The sequence below is a fragment of the Ensifer adhaerens genome, assembly GCF_002940685.1.
GTDB classification, from domain to species: domain Bacteria; phylum Pseudomonadota; class Alphaproteobacteria; order Rhizobiales; family Rhizobiaceae; genus Ensifer; species Ensifer adhaerens_E.
The window spans coordinates 34165-48585 of the sequence record NZ_PNFP01000026.1; the positions used below are offsets into that span (position 1 = coordinate 34165).

General features: G+C 59.2%; 14 protein-coding genes and 1 pseudogene. 7 read left to right on the forward strand and 8 right to left on the reverse strand.

Going from position 1 to position 14421, the window contains the following annotated elements:
- Positions 1–15 precede the first annotated feature (15 nt).
- Complete coding sequence (locus C1A35_RS36180; RefSeq protein ID WP_158665230.1) at positions 16–384, reverse strand: YHS domain-containing protein; 369 nt, start codon at positions 382–384, stop codon at positions 16–18.
- Between the two features lie 897 nt (positions 385–1281).
- Here C1A35_RS36180 and C1A35_RS33000 point away from each other — a divergent pair.
- The 4 genes from C1A35_RS33000 to C1A35_RS33015 are packed head-to-tail and all read left to right on the forward strand — an operon-like array spanning position 1282 to position 5904.
- Positions 1282–1560 (forward strand): DUF2933 domain-containing protein, encoded by a 279-nt coding sequence (locus C1A35_RS33000; RefSeq protein WP_104668453.1) that lies wholly within the window; start codon positions 1282–1284, stop codon positions 1558–1560.
- Positions 1561–1589: 29 nt separating this feature from the next.
- Complete coding sequence (locus tag C1A35_RS33005) at positions 1590–2297, forward strand: ABC transporter ATP-binding protein (protein ID WP_104668454.1); 708 nt, start codon at positions 1590–1592, stop codon at positions 2295–2297.
- Positions 2298–2300: 3 nt separating this feature from the next.
- Positions 2301–4664 carry an ABC transporter permease gene (locus C1A35_RS33010; RefSeq protein ID WP_104668455.1) on the forward strand — a complete coding sequence of 788 codons (2364 nt, stop codon included), beginning with the start codon at positions 2301–2303 and terminating at the stop codon, positions 4662–4664.
- A gap of 4 nt (positions 4665–4668) precedes the next feature.
- Positions 4669–5904, forward strand: coding sequence for an efflux RND transporter periplasmic adaptor subunit (locus C1A35_RS33015; RefSeq protein WP_104668456.1), 1236 nt, complete (start codon positions 4669–4671; stop codon positions 5902–5904).
- Positions 5905–6027: 123 nt separating this feature from the next.
- Here C1A35_RS33015 and C1A35_RS33020 read toward each other — a convergent pair whose 3' ends face one another.
- A complete protein-coding gene (locus tag C1A35_RS33020) occupies positions 6028–6432 on the reverse strand; it encodes a MerR family transcriptional regulator (RefSeq protein ID WP_199773092.1) in 405 nt (134 codons plus the stop codon).
- 54 nt (positions 6433–6486) lie between these two features.
- Here C1A35_RS33020 and C1A35_RS33025 point away from each other — a divergent pair, with 54 nt between their 5' ends.
- Both C1A35_RS33025 and C1A35_RS33030 read left to right on the forward strand, forming a co-directional pair.
- Positions 6487–7275: a MauE/DoxX family redox-associated membrane protein gene (locus C1A35_RS33025; protein ID WP_104668457.1), complete on the forward strand. Its 789-nt coding sequence runs from the start codon at positions 6487–6489 to the stop codon at positions 7273–7275.
- A gap of 284 nt (positions 7276–7559) precedes the next feature.
- Positions 7560–8324, forward strand: a complete 765-nt coding sequence (locus C1A35_RS33030; protein WP_104668458.1) for a competence protein CoiA — start codon at positions 7560–7562, stop codon at positions 8322–8324.
- 63 nt (positions 8325–8387) lie between these two features.
- On the opposite strand, the gene C1A35_RS36185 is transcribed toward C1A35_RS33030, so the two are convergent.
- Positions 8388–8525 carry a hypothetical protein gene (locus C1A35_RS36185; RefSeq protein ID WP_158665231.1) on the reverse strand — a complete coding sequence of 46 codons (138 nt, stop codon included), beginning with the start codon at positions 8523–8525 and terminating at the stop codon, positions 8388–8390.
- A 550-nt stretch (positions 8526–9075) separates the two neighbouring features.
- On the opposite strand from C1A35_RS36185, the gene C1A35_RS33035 reads away from it, so the two are divergent.
- Positions 9076–9648 carry a pyridoxamine 5'-phosphate oxidase family protein gene (locus C1A35_RS33035; RefSeq protein WP_104668459.1) on the forward strand — a complete coding sequence of 191 codons (573 nt, stop codon included), beginning with the start codon at positions 9076–9078 and terminating at the stop codon, positions 9646–9648.
- 144 nt (positions 9649–9792) lie between these two features.
- On the opposite strand, the gene C1A35_RS33040 is transcribed toward C1A35_RS33035, so the two are convergent.
- From C1A35_RS33040 to C1A35_RS33060, 5 genes and pseudogenes are all read right to left on the reverse strand, one after another.
- Positions 9793–11268: a KAP family P-loop NTPase fold protein gene (locus C1A35_RS33040; RefSeq protein WP_158665232.1), complete on the reverse strand. Its 1476-nt coding sequence runs from the start codon at positions 11266–11268 to the stop codon at positions 9793–9795.
- Positions 11269–11498: 230 nt separating this feature from the next.
- Positions 11499–12839 carry a type II toxin-antitoxin system HipA family toxin gene (locus C1A35_RS33045; protein WP_104668478.1) on the reverse strand — a complete coding sequence of 447 codons (1341 nt, stop codon included), beginning with the start codon at positions 12837–12839 and terminating at the stop codon, positions 11499–11501.
- Positions 12829–13113, reverse strand: coding sequence for a helix-turn-helix transcriptional regulator (locus C1A35_RS33050; RefSeq protein ID WP_065376950.1), 285 nt, complete (start codon positions 13111–13113; stop codon positions 12829–12831). Before C1A35_RS33050 ends, C1A35_RS33045 begins: the two co-directional genes overlap by 11 nt.
- Before the next feature lie 305 nt (positions 13114–13418).
- Positions 13419–13700 (reverse strand): annotated as a pseudogene (locus tag C1A35_RS33055) (thermonuclease family protein); the annotation flags it as partial.
- A 322-nt stretch (positions 13701–14022) separates the two neighbouring features.
- A complete protein-coding gene (locus C1A35_RS33060; RefSeq protein WP_065376972.1) occupies positions 14023–14271 on the reverse strand; it encodes a helix-turn-helix transcriptional regulator in 249 nt (82 codons plus the stop codon).
- Positions 14272–14421 lie beyond the last annotated feature (150 nt).

Below are 14421 nucleotides of genomic sequence, written 5' to 3' on the forward strand. Positions count from 1 at the left end.
TGGCGGCCTCAAGGCTTAGCAGCCGCGTCGCCGATGTCGCCTATCGTCTCTAGCGTCAATCGGCAGTCCCGATTCGGGCATTGCCGCAAGATATTTGTCAGGGTCACTCTCAAAAGCGTCACGGTTCGGGCGGTTCTCGAAATAGTAGGCTCGTCCATCATATGCCGACGAGATGGTCGTGCCGCCTGGCAAAATCCGATTGCGGCTAACCGGATCGAACACGGCGCGTGGCTCCTGCGTTCGGTTGTGCGATGAATCATCATAACCCCTGGCGGATCGATAGCCCCTGCGATGTCCCATTCCATGCCCGTGCATACGCTGCATCAAAAAGAAGAGGGCAAGCCCGATCACGATCCAGAACCAGTTCTCGGATAGCCATTGCATTTGTGCCTCCCGCATCGATTGGAGAACTACGTTAGCTTTGCAGTCTCCAAGGGCGTACGCATTGAGGCACATCAAACTGGAGCTTGCATTTTTGATCCAGCCATCGGTTTCTGCCGACCCGACTGGTCGGCGCGTCCGCCAGGCGCTCTGGTTGCCTCGCCGGTTCCGCCGATCTTCCATCACAAGATGGATCGCAGGTTGTGCGAGTATCAATGTAGCTCGTTCGGTGAGGATTGCGGGTGCTACTGTTCCTTTGAGCCTTTTTGGCAGGAGACGCAGCATTGATTTTTCTGCATTGCTGATTGCCGAAGATCGGCTCAACTAATTTGGGACGCTGCTCCAGGCCTGCAGTGGCGTACGTCCTCAGAGAAAGTCCTCGTACCATTTCAGCCACGTGAACGAGGGTGAGAGAACCGTGTTGCGGCGTCCTATCGTCCGGTTCTCCGGTCAGACGGCGTTTTTAGAAACCGGCCGCTATCGCGACATCTCGTCTCATAAAGGCAATGCATGGACTCGCGCAAAGTCTGACAAGTTGGATACATCCGCGAGTATGGAAAGGACTTGCTGCGACGGATGGCGCAGCGCCCCATGACGACGGTTGACGGCTTCGAGCTTGACTTGCGTCAACGTTGTCTTTCTCAGACGTGGTATTCTTAATGTTTGCTGTTTAGCGAAAGTGAGGAGTGACGAGATGGCGGGGCGACGGTGCAACCCCGTTGCAACGTCTTGAACAGAGGGAAAATGTACTGGCCGGCCGGCTTGAAAACGTACGAAGGCTAAAGGCGGCGCTAGTCCCTCTCTAGCAGTCGCTAGAGGGAGCGCAGAAGCCAATGGCTGACCGGCTGCTCGTGCCTCCCCTGATGGAAATGATGTAACCTAAGGGAATGGGGCTTTCCGATGAAAAACGAAGATCAAAAGGCGCATGCAAGTTTGCACCACGACCACAGCACGGGGGAGTCAAGAGGCTTTTGGCGCTCAAGAACTGCTATCGCGCTGACCGGCTTTCTCTTGATCGGCGGATTTCTGCTCGTTTCAGAGCATCGTCTTCACGTACTCGGTTACCTTCCGTTCCTACTCGTGCTCGCTTGCCCACTCCTACATATGTTTCACGGGCACGGCAGCCATGGCGCGCATAGACACCGCTCGAAGCGCGACGAGCGAGCGCCCGAGGCATAGGATAGGATGTCGCCCATGTGGAGGCTGAGATGGCGGAAACGATATTTCGTGCCCGGTCCCTCACGAGAACCTACCTGACCGGCGAAGTCGCCGTGCATGCCCTGCGCGATGTCAGTCTCGACATACAAGCGGGTGAACTGGTCGTCATGCTGGGGCCGTCAGGGAGCGGCAAGTCGACATTGCTGAACATCATGGGCGGTCTCGATCGCCCGACGAGCGGGGAGCTCTTCTTCAAGGGGATTGAACTGACGGCGCTCTCCGAGCGTGAACTCACTCTCTACCGGCGTGAGCACGTCGGCGTTGTCTTCCAGTTCTACAATCTCATACCGAGCCTGACCGCCTACGAGAACGTGGCGTTGGTCACAGAAATATCTGCCAGTCCCATGCGGCCCGACGAGGCGCTGGCGCTTGTCGGGCTTGAGGCTCGGCGAAACCATTTCCCCGCCCAGCTCTCGGGCGGAGAACAGCAGCGAGTGGCCATCGCTCGGGCGATTGCCAAACGGCCGGAGGTGTTGCTCTGCGACGAGCCGACGGGAGCGCTGGACTCCAAGACGGGCATCCGCGTGATCGACGCGCTGGTCAACGTCAACACCCAGCTTGGAACCACGACGCTGATCATCACCCACAACGCCAGCATCCACGCGGTCGCCGACCGCGTGCTCTTCTTTGCCGACGGAACGATTTCGAAGATTCAGGTGAATGAACGGCGGCTCTCAGCCGCGGCGCTGACCTGGTGACACATGACCACGCTGGACACCAAACTGAAGCGGGATCTGCGGCGGCTCTGGGGGCAGGTCCTTGCCATCGCCCTGGTGATCGCCGGCGGCGTCGCATCCCTCGTTCTGTCGACCGGATCCTTCAGGTCGCTGGATGAGACCCGTATCGCCTATTACGAACGGTACCAATTCGCTGACGTCTTCGCGGAGGTGACACGGGCGCCGAAGACGCTCGTCACGCGCATCGCCGAGATTTCCGGCGTCGCCGCCGTCGAAGCCCGGATCGCCAAACTCGCGCTTCTCGACATCCCGGAGTTCCCCGAACCCGCGACCGGGCGGTTCATCTCGCTTCCCGAAACCGGCTCCCCGCTGCTCAATCGGCTCTACATGCGAGCCGGACGTCTGCCTGGCGCGAACGACCTGGACGAGGTGGTGGTCAACGAGAGCTTCGCGAAGGCGCATGGCTTCGGACCAGGTGACCGCTTCTCCGCCACCCTCAACGGCCGCAAGCGTGAGCTGACGATCGTCGGCATCGCATTGTCTCCGGAGTATGTCTATGCGATCGGCCCCGGCGACCGGATGCCCGACGATCGCCGCTTTGCGATCATCTGGATGTCGGAGCGCGCTCTGGCCGAGGTCTTCGGTTTGGAGGGCGCGTTCTCCTGGGTGAGCCTCAAGCTGATGCCGGATGCCGTGGAGACGGAAGTCATCGATGCGCTCGATGATCTGCTCGAGCCATACGGCGGCGGCGCAGCCTACGGACGGAAGTACCAGACCTCGCATGCCTATCTCGAGCACGGGCTCGACATGCTGCGGAACATGAGCCGCACGCTTCCGCCGATCTTCCTCGTCGTCAGCGCATTCCTCGTGAACCTGACGCTCAGCCGACTCGTCGCACTTGAACGCGAGCAGATCGGCCTGCTCAAGGCGCTCGGGTACTTCGACACCAGCATTGTCGCCCACTACGCAAAATTCGTCGCCGTCGTCGCCCTGATCGGCATCGTCATCGGCAGCGCGGCGGGAACCTTGCTCGGCGTGTACGTGACAAGGCTGTTCGGTGATTTCTACCGGTTCCCGTTCCTCGTCTTCGCCGACAGCCCCGACGTCTATCTCCTCGCTGCGCTCCTCAGCCTGTTCGCTGCGCTCGGAGGCGCTTTCCGATCCCTTCGAGAGATCGTCTCGCTGGCCGCGGCGGTCGCGATGCAGCCTCCGGCTCCTCCGTCGTTCCAGCGCGCATTGTTCGGTCGGATGGAGCTTGGCTCTCTGCTGTCTCAACGCATGATGATGATGGTCAGGGGCATGGCGCGGAAGCCGATCCGGGCGGCACTGGCGACCCTCGGCATGGCGTTTGCGACAGCTATTCTCGTGGTCTCGCTGTTCATCGGCAATGCCATGGAGGAGCTGGTCGACGTGACGTATTTCATGGCCGACCGCCAGGATGCGACGATCAGCTTTGCGGAGAAGCGCCCGGAGACGGTTGTGTTCGACGTGAGCAGGCTGCCCGGCGTGCTTGCCGCCGAGCCTTATCGGCAGGTCCCCATCCGGATCCGAAAGGGAAGCCTGGAACGCAGGACGCTGCTCTCAGGCAGGCCACCCGGAGCCGATCTCAGCCGGATCATCGACATCGATCTGCGCACGGTCAGCCTGCCGGAGACCGGAGTGGCGATTTCCGCGTATCTCGGGCGGCTTCTCGATGCGCGCGTGGGTGACACGGTCGAGGTGGACCTGCTCGACGGCCGGCGGCGGACCGTCGAATTGACGGTAGCTGCCCTGGTGGAGGACTACTTCGGTATTGCCGCAATGATGGACGCTGGGGCCCTGTCCCGGCTGCTGCGCGAGGCTCCGACCGCGAACGGCGTCCATCTCAGCGTGGACGACGGCAAGCTTGATCTGCTCTACGAGGCTATCAAACAGATGCCGACCGTTGCCGGCGTGGCGTTGCAGCGTGTGTCCCTCGTGAACTTCCGCCAGAGCCTCGCGATCATCGTGACGACAATGGCGGGCATCTACACAGGGCTGTCCATCGTGATCGCCTTCGGCGTCGTCTACAACAGCGCACGCATCTCGCTTTCGGAGCATGCACGGGAACTCGCGACGCTGCGGGTCCTTGGCTTCAGCCAGGGCGAGACGATGCGCATCCTGCTTCTCGAACTGTCAGTCATCGTCGCCCTCGCACAGCCGCCGGGCTGGGCGATCGGCTATGGCCTCTCATGGCTCATGAACAAGCAGCTCGCCGGAGAGCTCATGCGCGTACCTCTCGTTGTCGAGAACCTCACCTACGTGCTGGCGACCACGATCATTTTTGTTGCGGCGCTGATCTCGGCGCTTGTCGTCGGACGCCGGGTCTACGCGCTCGACCTTGTGGCAGTCCTCAAAACTCGGGAATAGGACCATGCAGCGGAACTGGTTGAAACGGGTCGGGTGGCTTGGAGCGATGGGGGCGGCGGCGGTCGCTGTCGCGTGGTTCGCCTGGCCGCGGCCGGTCCCCGTCGACACGGCGCAGGCGGCGAGGGGGCCGATGGCGGTTACGGTCGATGAGGAGGCAAGAACACGCGTCCGGCACGTCTACACCGTGTCCGCTCCGGTTGCCGGAAAGGTTCTGCGGATATCCAGGCCTGATGGCCATGATGGGACTTCCCTCCACGTCGGCGACGCAGTGGTCGAGGGGAGGACGACCGTCGCGGTCATGCAGCCGATGCCCCCTGGTCTACTCGATGTCCGTTCCCGCGCGGAACTGGAGGCCGCTCTCGTCGCTGCAAACGCTGTCGTGACCCTGGCTGAGGCGGAGATCCACCGCATCGATGCAGCGGTCAGCTTCGCTCGCACCGAGCTTGCACGTGCGGAGGGACTCGCACGCAGCAACACGATCCCTGCACGGGATCTGGAAAAGGCGAGATTCGATCTCGAGACCATCGAAGCGCAACTCGCGACGGCGAAGGCACAGCTCGAGGTGCGACGTCGGGAGCAGGCGGTGGCGTCGGCGCGCCTTCTCGAGTCCGGAACGGATGCCGGCACCAATCTGGACTGCTGCGTCAAAGTCAGCGCGCCCGAAAGCGGCCGTGTGCTCAGGATCGTCCAGCAGGACGAAGCAGTTGTTCAAGTCGGAGCGCCACTTGTCCAGATCGGCGACCCGAGAGATCTCGAGATCGTCGCGGATTTCCTCTCGACCGAGGCCGTCCAGATCAGGAGCGGCGCCACGGTGACCGTTGACGGCTGGGGTGGACCGGTGCTGCGCGGCCGCGTGGTGCGCGTCGACCCGGCAGGCTTCGCCAAAGTCTCCGCCCTCGGGATCGAGGAACAGCGCGTCGGCACTGTCATCGATCTCGTCGATCCGCCCGAATCCTGGGAACGGCTGGGTCACGACTTCCGCGTCATCGTTCATGTGGCCATCTGGGAGTCAAAAGATGCCCTTACATTACCTGTTAGTGCCCTGTTCCGGCGAGGAGACGACTGGGCCGTCTTTGCGGTCAAGGACGGTCGTGCCCGTGCCACGGTCGTGCGCACTGGACAGCGAAACAGCAAACTGGTGGAAGTGCTATCCGGGCTTTCGCCGGGTGATCGGGTCGTGTTGCATCCGAGCGACCGCGTAGTCGACGGCACGGCGGTCGCGGAGCGGGAGCCGCGCTGACGGCACTGGGTCCGCACCGCTCCAGAGCGCTCGGGTCCGAGCTGGTCACTTCGGTGAATTGAGGATGGAAACCTTGATGAACGATATGATGGGCAGCGGCATGATGCGGGGCAGGGCTCGGCTCTACAAATCGAAGGATGCTAGGATCGGACAAGGACCTGACTTGTCCGTGGCGCATTCCCCTACGAGCCGCTGCAACGCTTCCCGCGCCCGCTGAAGTTCGGCGATCCTGGCGTCCAGAGCATCGATGCGGTTCCTCGCGAGGTTCCGCGCTCTCTCCCGGTCTTGCCCGGAGTCCAGATCGAGAAGCTCCTTGATCTCCTCGAGAGTGAAACCAGCCGTCTGCGCCTGCCTGATAAACAGCAGCCGCCGCACGTCCTCGTTGCCGTAGCGGCGCGCTCCCTCAGACCGTCGTGGCGTGTCCAGTATCCCCCGCCGCTGATAGTAGCGGATCGTCTCTACCCCGACATTTCCGGCTGCTGCAAGTTTTCCGATCGTCATCCGCATGGGCTCTTGACTCCGTACCATGGTACGGAACGTATTGTCTTGCCAACGGTTTCACAAGATTGAAGGAGACGTGAAATGTTGGACAAGCCGAACCCAGGACACCTGTCGAAGAAGGCGGTTCTCTACCGCATGGTGATGGCCGAGCATACGTGCCCCTACGGCTTGAAGGCGAAGGACCTGCTGAAGCGGTCGGGTTATGAAGTCGAGGACCGTCACTTGACGACCCGCGCGGAGACGGACGCCTTCAAGGCACAACACGGAGTGGCGACGACACCGCAGGTGTTCATCGGCGAACACAGGGTCGGAGGGTACGACGACCTTCGCAGGTTCCTTGGGAAGCCCGTCGCGGACCCCAATGCCACGAGCTACCGCCCTGTGATCGTCCTGTTCGCTTTGACCGCCCTGATGGCAATGGCCGCCAGCTACGCAGCCGACGGCAGCCCGTTCACACTGCGCGCGGCTGAATGGTTCATCGCCTTCTCGATGGTCGTCCTTGCCTTGCTGAAGCTCCAGAACGTCGAGAGTTTCGCAACGATGTTCCTGAACTATGACTTGCTGGCGAAGCGCTGGATTCCTTACAGCTACATCTACCCCTATGCCGAAGGCCTGGCCGGGGTCCTGATGATAGCGGGAGCACTGAACGGGCTGTCGGTTCCGGTTGCGCTTTTCATCGGCACGGTGGGAGCCGCATCGGTCTTCAAGGCGGTCTACATCGACAAGCGGGAGCTGAAGTGCGCGTGCGTCGGCGGGTCTAGCAACGTTCCTCTCGGCTTCATCTCGCTCACGGAGAACCTGATGATGATCGCCATGGCCATCTGGATGGCGGCAGCTTCGCTCGGCATCGCTGTCGGGCACGCCATGTAGTCTCCCAGCGCTCAATACCGATCGGTGCCACTTCACACGAGGAAGCAGTACCGATCGGTAGATGTCCCGCAGCGGCCCAGCAACCTCGCTGGCCGCGGCATTGCATTGTCGGAAACAAGCCTCTAGTCTTTGATTAGTCGTCAGGCGGACCGGACGGCTAAGAAGATGAGGCAGCCGAAACTGCCCGAAGAATCTCCAAGCGGTATCCAAGCCGCCCGCCATTTTCCCTTGTGAACCGAGCGAGCGTCGTTTCTGGCGCGGCTCATGGCTATTTGGAGATGACAATGAAATATGCCCTCGTAGAAGGAATCCGTCTGGAGGCGACGGCAGGCGTTCGCGGCACTTGCCCCGGATGCTCCTCGCCCATGATCCCCAAGTGCGGTCACAAACGACTGCACCATTGGGCTCATAAAAGTACCGTCGCCTGTGACCACTGGTGGGAGCCGGAAACGGAATGGCATCGCGGCTGGAAGAACCAGTTCCCTGCGGAGTGGCAGGAGATTAGACATGCAGCGAGCAACGCCGACGTTCACATAGCCGACGTCAAAACGACGAGTGGTAGCGTGCTTGAGTTCCAGTATTCAGCTATCTCTCCGGAGGAAAGGGCCTCTCGCGAGGCCTTCTATGGCCGCATGGTGTGGATCGTGAACGGCAATCGGCTGAAACGCGATCTGCCGTCATTCCAAGAGGCGCTGACCTATGCTCCATCAGCGGAGACTAAGGCACGCGCATGGCTTCTGTCGGATCAGACCTCGGCGATCATCGGACGCTGGAGGGGAGGCAGTCACCCCGTGTTCCTGGATTTCGGCGATGCTGACTTTTCGTCGCCTTGGCTGCCTTCCACGGGATTGATTTGGTGGCTGGCCTACATTCCCCGCGGGCGCGTCATCGCGACGCCTGTCCACCGCCAGAGTGTCATCGACCATTTCCTCTCCGGCGCGCCTATACGCGGCTTTGCCAAGCCCACGCCGCCTCCGTCTCGGCGATCGGGATTGCCAGGTTTCCAGGCATATCGCGCGAGGAATGATGCCCGCCGGTGGAGGTTCTGACCAAGCGCCGGCAATCAAGAGGCAATGCCTTGGCGGATTTCGATCCGCCAAGGCAGCGTCGCATCACCGAACCTTACGAAGCTTGGCAATGGTGCCATAGGCATCGGTCAAGGCTTCACGACAACAGGGCAGTTCGGCGCGGTTATACTTTTCGCTGGATACGTCGAGTGCTCGCAACAGGTGTTCGGCGACGTCCAACACGGGCGGCCTTTTTCCTAGCGCGGCAATCGACCTATCAGCACGACATTGTCGGTGCGGTTGCCACAGTCACAGCGGAGCCGGCTGCGCAGATTCATCAGGTATTGATCGCCCCAACGTGCCATCACAGCGTCTTTGTTAACCCAGCCTATGCGACCGCATGCGGCGCAACGCGCACCCAACACTTCCCATTCCTGTAGGCCCTTGATTGTATTGTACATCGCCGGGTTATGCTCGACGTACGACGACGGCGGGAATGGTGCTTTCAGTCTCATTGCTCTTGCTCTGTCTCGGCAAGAACAAAAATAGGAACATATTCCCACGTTAGTCAAGCGGCTTGCTGATCGTAGTCGCAAGATCCTGACGAACTGTCGGTGCACGGTTCGATGCGGAAGCCGCGCGAACTTCTGGACACCATGGCCGTGGCGCCGGAATTCGCACAGTTCCGCTTAAGCTTCGAGGCAGCCAAGCCTACTATGAGACTCGAACTCGCGGCACGGGCATATTCCCGCGACTCGTGAATCCTCGAAGGATCGGAGCAAGAGGTCGTGCAATGAACCTTGAAGAAGTGGATGCCTCGGCGTGGTCGAGCCTAGAATCCGCGGCGAAAGACCCGCAGTCGGGGTTTAGGTTCATCAACCTGTGCTCTGTGGATGTGGCAGGCCGTCCGCAGGCGCGCATGGTCGTGCTCCGGCGCGCGGACACGGCGGCTCGCCTTCTCGACGTTCATACCGATACACGTAGCCCGAAATGGCTCGAATTGTCCCGAAATCCCTTCGTCACCATTCTCGGCTTCTGCGCATCGACGCGAATCCAACTCCGCCTTGCTGGAACCACGCGACTTCATTCCCCTGGCAGCGATCTCGCCGAAAAGGCATGGAGTGAGCTTTCCGCCTGGACGCGACGCACCTACGCGGGCGGCCCGCCGGGAGATGAGCTCAGTGACGATGAAACGGTTCCGGTCGTGGCGGGGGATGAAGCGTCCGGGAAGGCCTTCTTCGGCGTTGTAAGCTTCCGCGCCGAGTCCCTGGACTGGTTCGAGCTACGGCGCGCTGACAACCGTCGCGCCGGTTTCGAATATAGCCATCTCGGCGCGCTGGTGGCCTCCCGATGGATCAATCCCTGAGCCTGAACTATGCTTGAGCAACGGGCCGAGCTCAAAGACGGTGACCCTGACGATTACGAAGACTTACAACTTTTTGAAGATTAAATGAAATCACCAGTTTAAATAGTGGTTTTTCAACTGAAAGTCCTATTTTATATTTCAGTACTAAGTCTGCGTTAGAAATCCAGCATGTTTTATCATTTTCCCATACTGGGTTATAATGGACTTCTCGTTCAATGACGAATTTGCAAATATCTTATCATACTCGTCTCGAATTTGCGCATGAGCCCAAATCACCCATGGCTGCCGATCTTCTCTGGCGTGATATTGCGATTCCTCATGCATATAGGTGGGAACAGTTCTTCTAATAATATTCAGAAGGGTGTGAATGTAATGCGTAACTGCGGCAGTTTCTCCACCACCAACGTCGACGTTGATATCGTGAAACTTTTTAACTTCATTCCACAGCCATCCTGATTCTGTTAGATTTTCTATATCAACACCTTTGATGTACCCGAATATAAGAGGATACATCACATACAGATGGATCTTGCAAACGGATGACCAGACAGTCGTCGTACTCATCAAAATATCGAGCGCCATTTGGACTTCTCTGATACTCATGCCCATCCGGTTAGAGGCAAGAGCTAGAAAGGCGCGTGGTTCCTTTGTTTTTCCAGCGACATTCCATAATTCTTCTCTCGTTCCACTCACGTCTAGCAACGCGTTAATGATCTGCCCGTTGTTTGCAGATGGCAGTGTATAAGTTCGGTTAAAAAACCTTTGAAGGTATCTCTGACTGTCAAACGAAGCTCCATATACTCCATTGATCGAATGAGCCAATTGCTTCGTATCAGTCGAGATTAAGAACACCACGTTATCAACGTCAAAGAGGTGCTTAATTCGTTCGAGCATTGCAATGGCGTATGGCGGTCTGCATCGGTCTAGTTCGTCAACGAAAATGAAAAGTGGAAGGGTTTTATCGAAGGTATTTTCGTAGACCTTGAGCATCGCTGACATGCTATCTCTGAAGTTATCCAGACTTTCCTTGGCCTCAAGGAAGTCCATTATTCGTTTTTCAGCGAATGCATCGATGATTACGTCCGTCACTTCGGTGAGTTGCGCCTCTGCACCTTCCGCTACCGTCGCCGCTGCTTCGGCATGCTCTGGGGCGTGCTTCTCTACGAGTTCTACTATTTCGTCGGCCGCTTCTCCAACCGCCCATCGAGCGCCGCGCTTAAGTCCGCCCTTGAGGCCCATCCAGAATATCTTTGCGGCATTCTTCTTGACGGCGCCCAGCGTTGCTTTGAAGGCGCCAATATCCGTTTTTTGGGATTGCGTCGCTGCACTAAAGTAGCACTCAATTTCACTTACTACGGCGGTGTACGGGTCGTCAGTGAAGTCACTTTTCCAAGCGTTAATGAAGACGGCGGGATGATCTTGTGACACTTGAGTGAAGAACCGTTCCATGAAGAACGTTTTTCCGAATCCCCACTCGGCTTCCACGTTAACGACGTAAGCGCCCTTGATCCCTGCTTTCTGTCGCTCTTGAACGCGACCGATGAGAAAGGCGCGTAAGTACTCGGCTTTCTCTCGCCGATCCAGTTTATCGTCGGCCCAAATTTCAGCGATATCAGTCACTTTGGGTCTCCCAGCGGCCACGTACTGAGATTACGGCTATATTCGTCGGAGAGTTGCAAGAGACTCGGGAGTCTAATCACAACCTGTAAAAGGGCCATCGATGGCGAGCTACCCGGTGGCAGCAATGACACCGGGGCGATGCTGAGTTTCCTCAGCTCTACAGGCCGGCTCCGGGCAATGAAGCTCGACCGGTGGAAAAGGCCTCCACGAAGAGCAGGAAGACAGCAAAATCAGGCGCGGCTGACGAGACCAGTGCCTCCGCTTGCGATCAGCGCCTCCCGTGCGGAACGAAACGCCTCTTGCAGCGCCTTCTGGCCACTCAGCCCCTCGAGCGCGTAGCTATTGAGAAACTGACGCCCAGCGAACAGCTTGCGATCGACCGGGCTCAGTTCGCATTCATCGCACACGGCCTGCCAGCGCTCAGCGATCGTTGCGACCTGATGTTCGATCAGTGCCGCGGCTTCCGCTTCCTTTAGGTGATAGTCCGGCGCGGCCGCAAGCAAGGTGGCCAGCCTGCTAGCGCGGCTTTCGCCCTTGATGAGCATAGCCTGGGTGGCTTCGTTACCGGTACGGGCTTGCGGGCAAATGTCGTAGGCCGGCGTCAAGGCCAGCAACTTGCCGTCCCAGAACGCTGCATGGTTGCGCGCATGATCGTCGGTGTTGGAGCACAGCACGTTGAAGCACATCCGCCCGTAGAGCTCCCTGAGCATGTCCTTCGGATCACTGAAACGATGGCGGATCAGCTCGGCCAAGTCCTCGTACGAAGCATAGAGGGCCAACGTTTCATCAAGACCCAACATGGTGAGGGCCGAGATCATTGCGCGCCTCGTCCAGCCATCTTTTGTGTGCGTGCGGTCGAATCGCTCGATCAAGAGGACGTCCTTTTGGGCGGCGCGGGTCAACGAGACTGCCGCAGCGTTCAGGCCGCAGGCTGCCGCCAGCTTCATGGCGATGAATTCAGCTTTCACGACGCTGTATGTGTCGCTGTTGGCCGGGAACTTGGCGATGAACTTCTTTGCACCGTCTTCGATCAGCGCCTTCGGTCGCGCGCCGCCTATGGCAGTACGGTGACTGAGAACCTGGTTGAGCGCCGGGGGCGAGGGGACGCCTTTTTCGATGAAAGCGGCTGCTTCCAGGAACTCGTCGAGGGAGGCTTGCGCGGCAAGGCGGGGGACGTACTCTGTGGACGACGCTTGGAAGTCGAAGGCGCCAATCCGGTCGGATCCCGACAGGAGCAGAAAGGTCAGTTCGCTGATTTCCGGCGGGCCGGCGGCGTCAGGCTTCTTGCCTGTCAGCCTATTGATGATGACGCGGCGACCCCAGGCATCGGGCGAGCCGTCGCGAATGCAGCTCGCCATGGATAGGCCGTCGATGGGCGCGATGACGCCCTCCCGAACTGGCAGTTCCGGTTCATAAATGGAAATGGCGTTCTCGCGGCGCCTGTAGCTGGCGCCGTAGGTGAAGAGCAACTGCTCGCCGTCCTTATCGAGGCGGCCCGCGACCACCGGTTCCGTGGCGCCTGGCAGCCACATCCAGACAAAGGCTTGTCTAGCGTTTGCTCTAGAAATCATCATCGACCTTCTTCTGCCTCTGGCGGACGCTCTTGGGCAGCAGGGTGAGTTTTTCGTCGAGGTGGGCGTTGTGAAGTTGTAGGATTCGCTCGTCGTATTCGAACAGGCGCACGCCGACGAGCGAGGATACTTCGAAGACGATCCCTATCTCCGGCCCCGGCGCACCCTTTTCGATGCTGGATAGCGTTGTCCGGCTGATGCCCGCGCGGTCAGCCAGTTCCTGGGCGGTAAGGCCGCGCTCGGCTCGTCCGATGCGGATCAGCTTGCCGAGCATGACGAGCGCTTGGCGCGTGACTCTTGAATAGCTTCTCTGACGTGGCATGTTTATAACCGCATTGTCCATTTGGTTGCACGTAAATGAGGATAGTGTACAATACTTTGTTCATCTGACGGCTCCAAATACAGCACCTCAGTTAGATGAACGTGAGATTTATTGACAGAATTTGAGCCCGGCAGCGAAGTTGCCGCTAATTGGCAGCTCGGTAATATCGCATGGAGGGAACGTGCCGCGCCAGATCTGCGAGGATCGGGCTTCGGCAGCGGGCTGTTTAGTAGGTGGATCGTTCGTTGATCGGTGGTTCAACAAGCAGGCGCGTGTCCAAAACGCTCAGCTCGTACTTTGCAGGGCAACTGAAAATTGCCACGCCATATGCCGCGATTGGATGAACGGGCTATCCGCTCGGCGTCCGCATAAGCCCCACGACTGTACCGAGCCCAGTCTAAACCGTTGCCGCTTTCAACCAGCCATCGGTTTACTTCACTGCCATCGGTTCGAAAGCAAACTCCGACGAACCGCTGGTACCGATCGCGCTCTATAATGTCGCAGCGGATCGGCCGTGAAGTGGCAAGAAATCGATCAAGCGAGGTAACACTTCTGCTTCTGTGCTTCTGTCATTGAAGCTGATCACGGATTGCTTCGCCGTGTAGCCGGGTCCCATGGGATCGGAGGTGACCACATCGACGTTGCCCGGTCGCTCGCGCGACCGGGCAAGTGACGCGCGCCCAGGTGACGCATCTCGATTGGCAACAGGATGCTTGTTTTTGCCCAGATCCACGACGACGTTTCGCCCGGCCATTAATCCAGGGCAACGCTCAGCGAGACGCGGCTTGCCTTCTCGGTTTTTGCAAGCTGCGGAGCGCCAACCTCGTATAGCAGATCCCTCCAGTGCGTTCGTGGAACGCTTCAATCCGGTTGCCCCACAACGCGAGGCCGCCGGACCAGTGCAACTCCCGGCCCCCGCTCCGCCGCCCCGTCTATAAAGGCCACACCGCCGGCTTCCAGCGCGGCCCGCACCTTCTCGATCGACTCGACGAGGACGTTGCCTTCGCACTTTTCGATGCGCACGACGATTTGTCGGCTAACGCCGGCTAAACCCGCCAATTCCTCCTGGCTCAGTCCAAGTAGCGCGCGACCCGCCCTCAGGACGACCATGATCTCCAACGTCGAATCCATAGACGTATGGAGATGACAATCGGGCAAATTGTCAACAATTAGCGCAAGGATTCGTCCTGTGGACCTGGACATTAAACATCGGCACTGTCGCGCTCGCATGCACTGTGCGCTGCTCGTTCAGAGTCATCC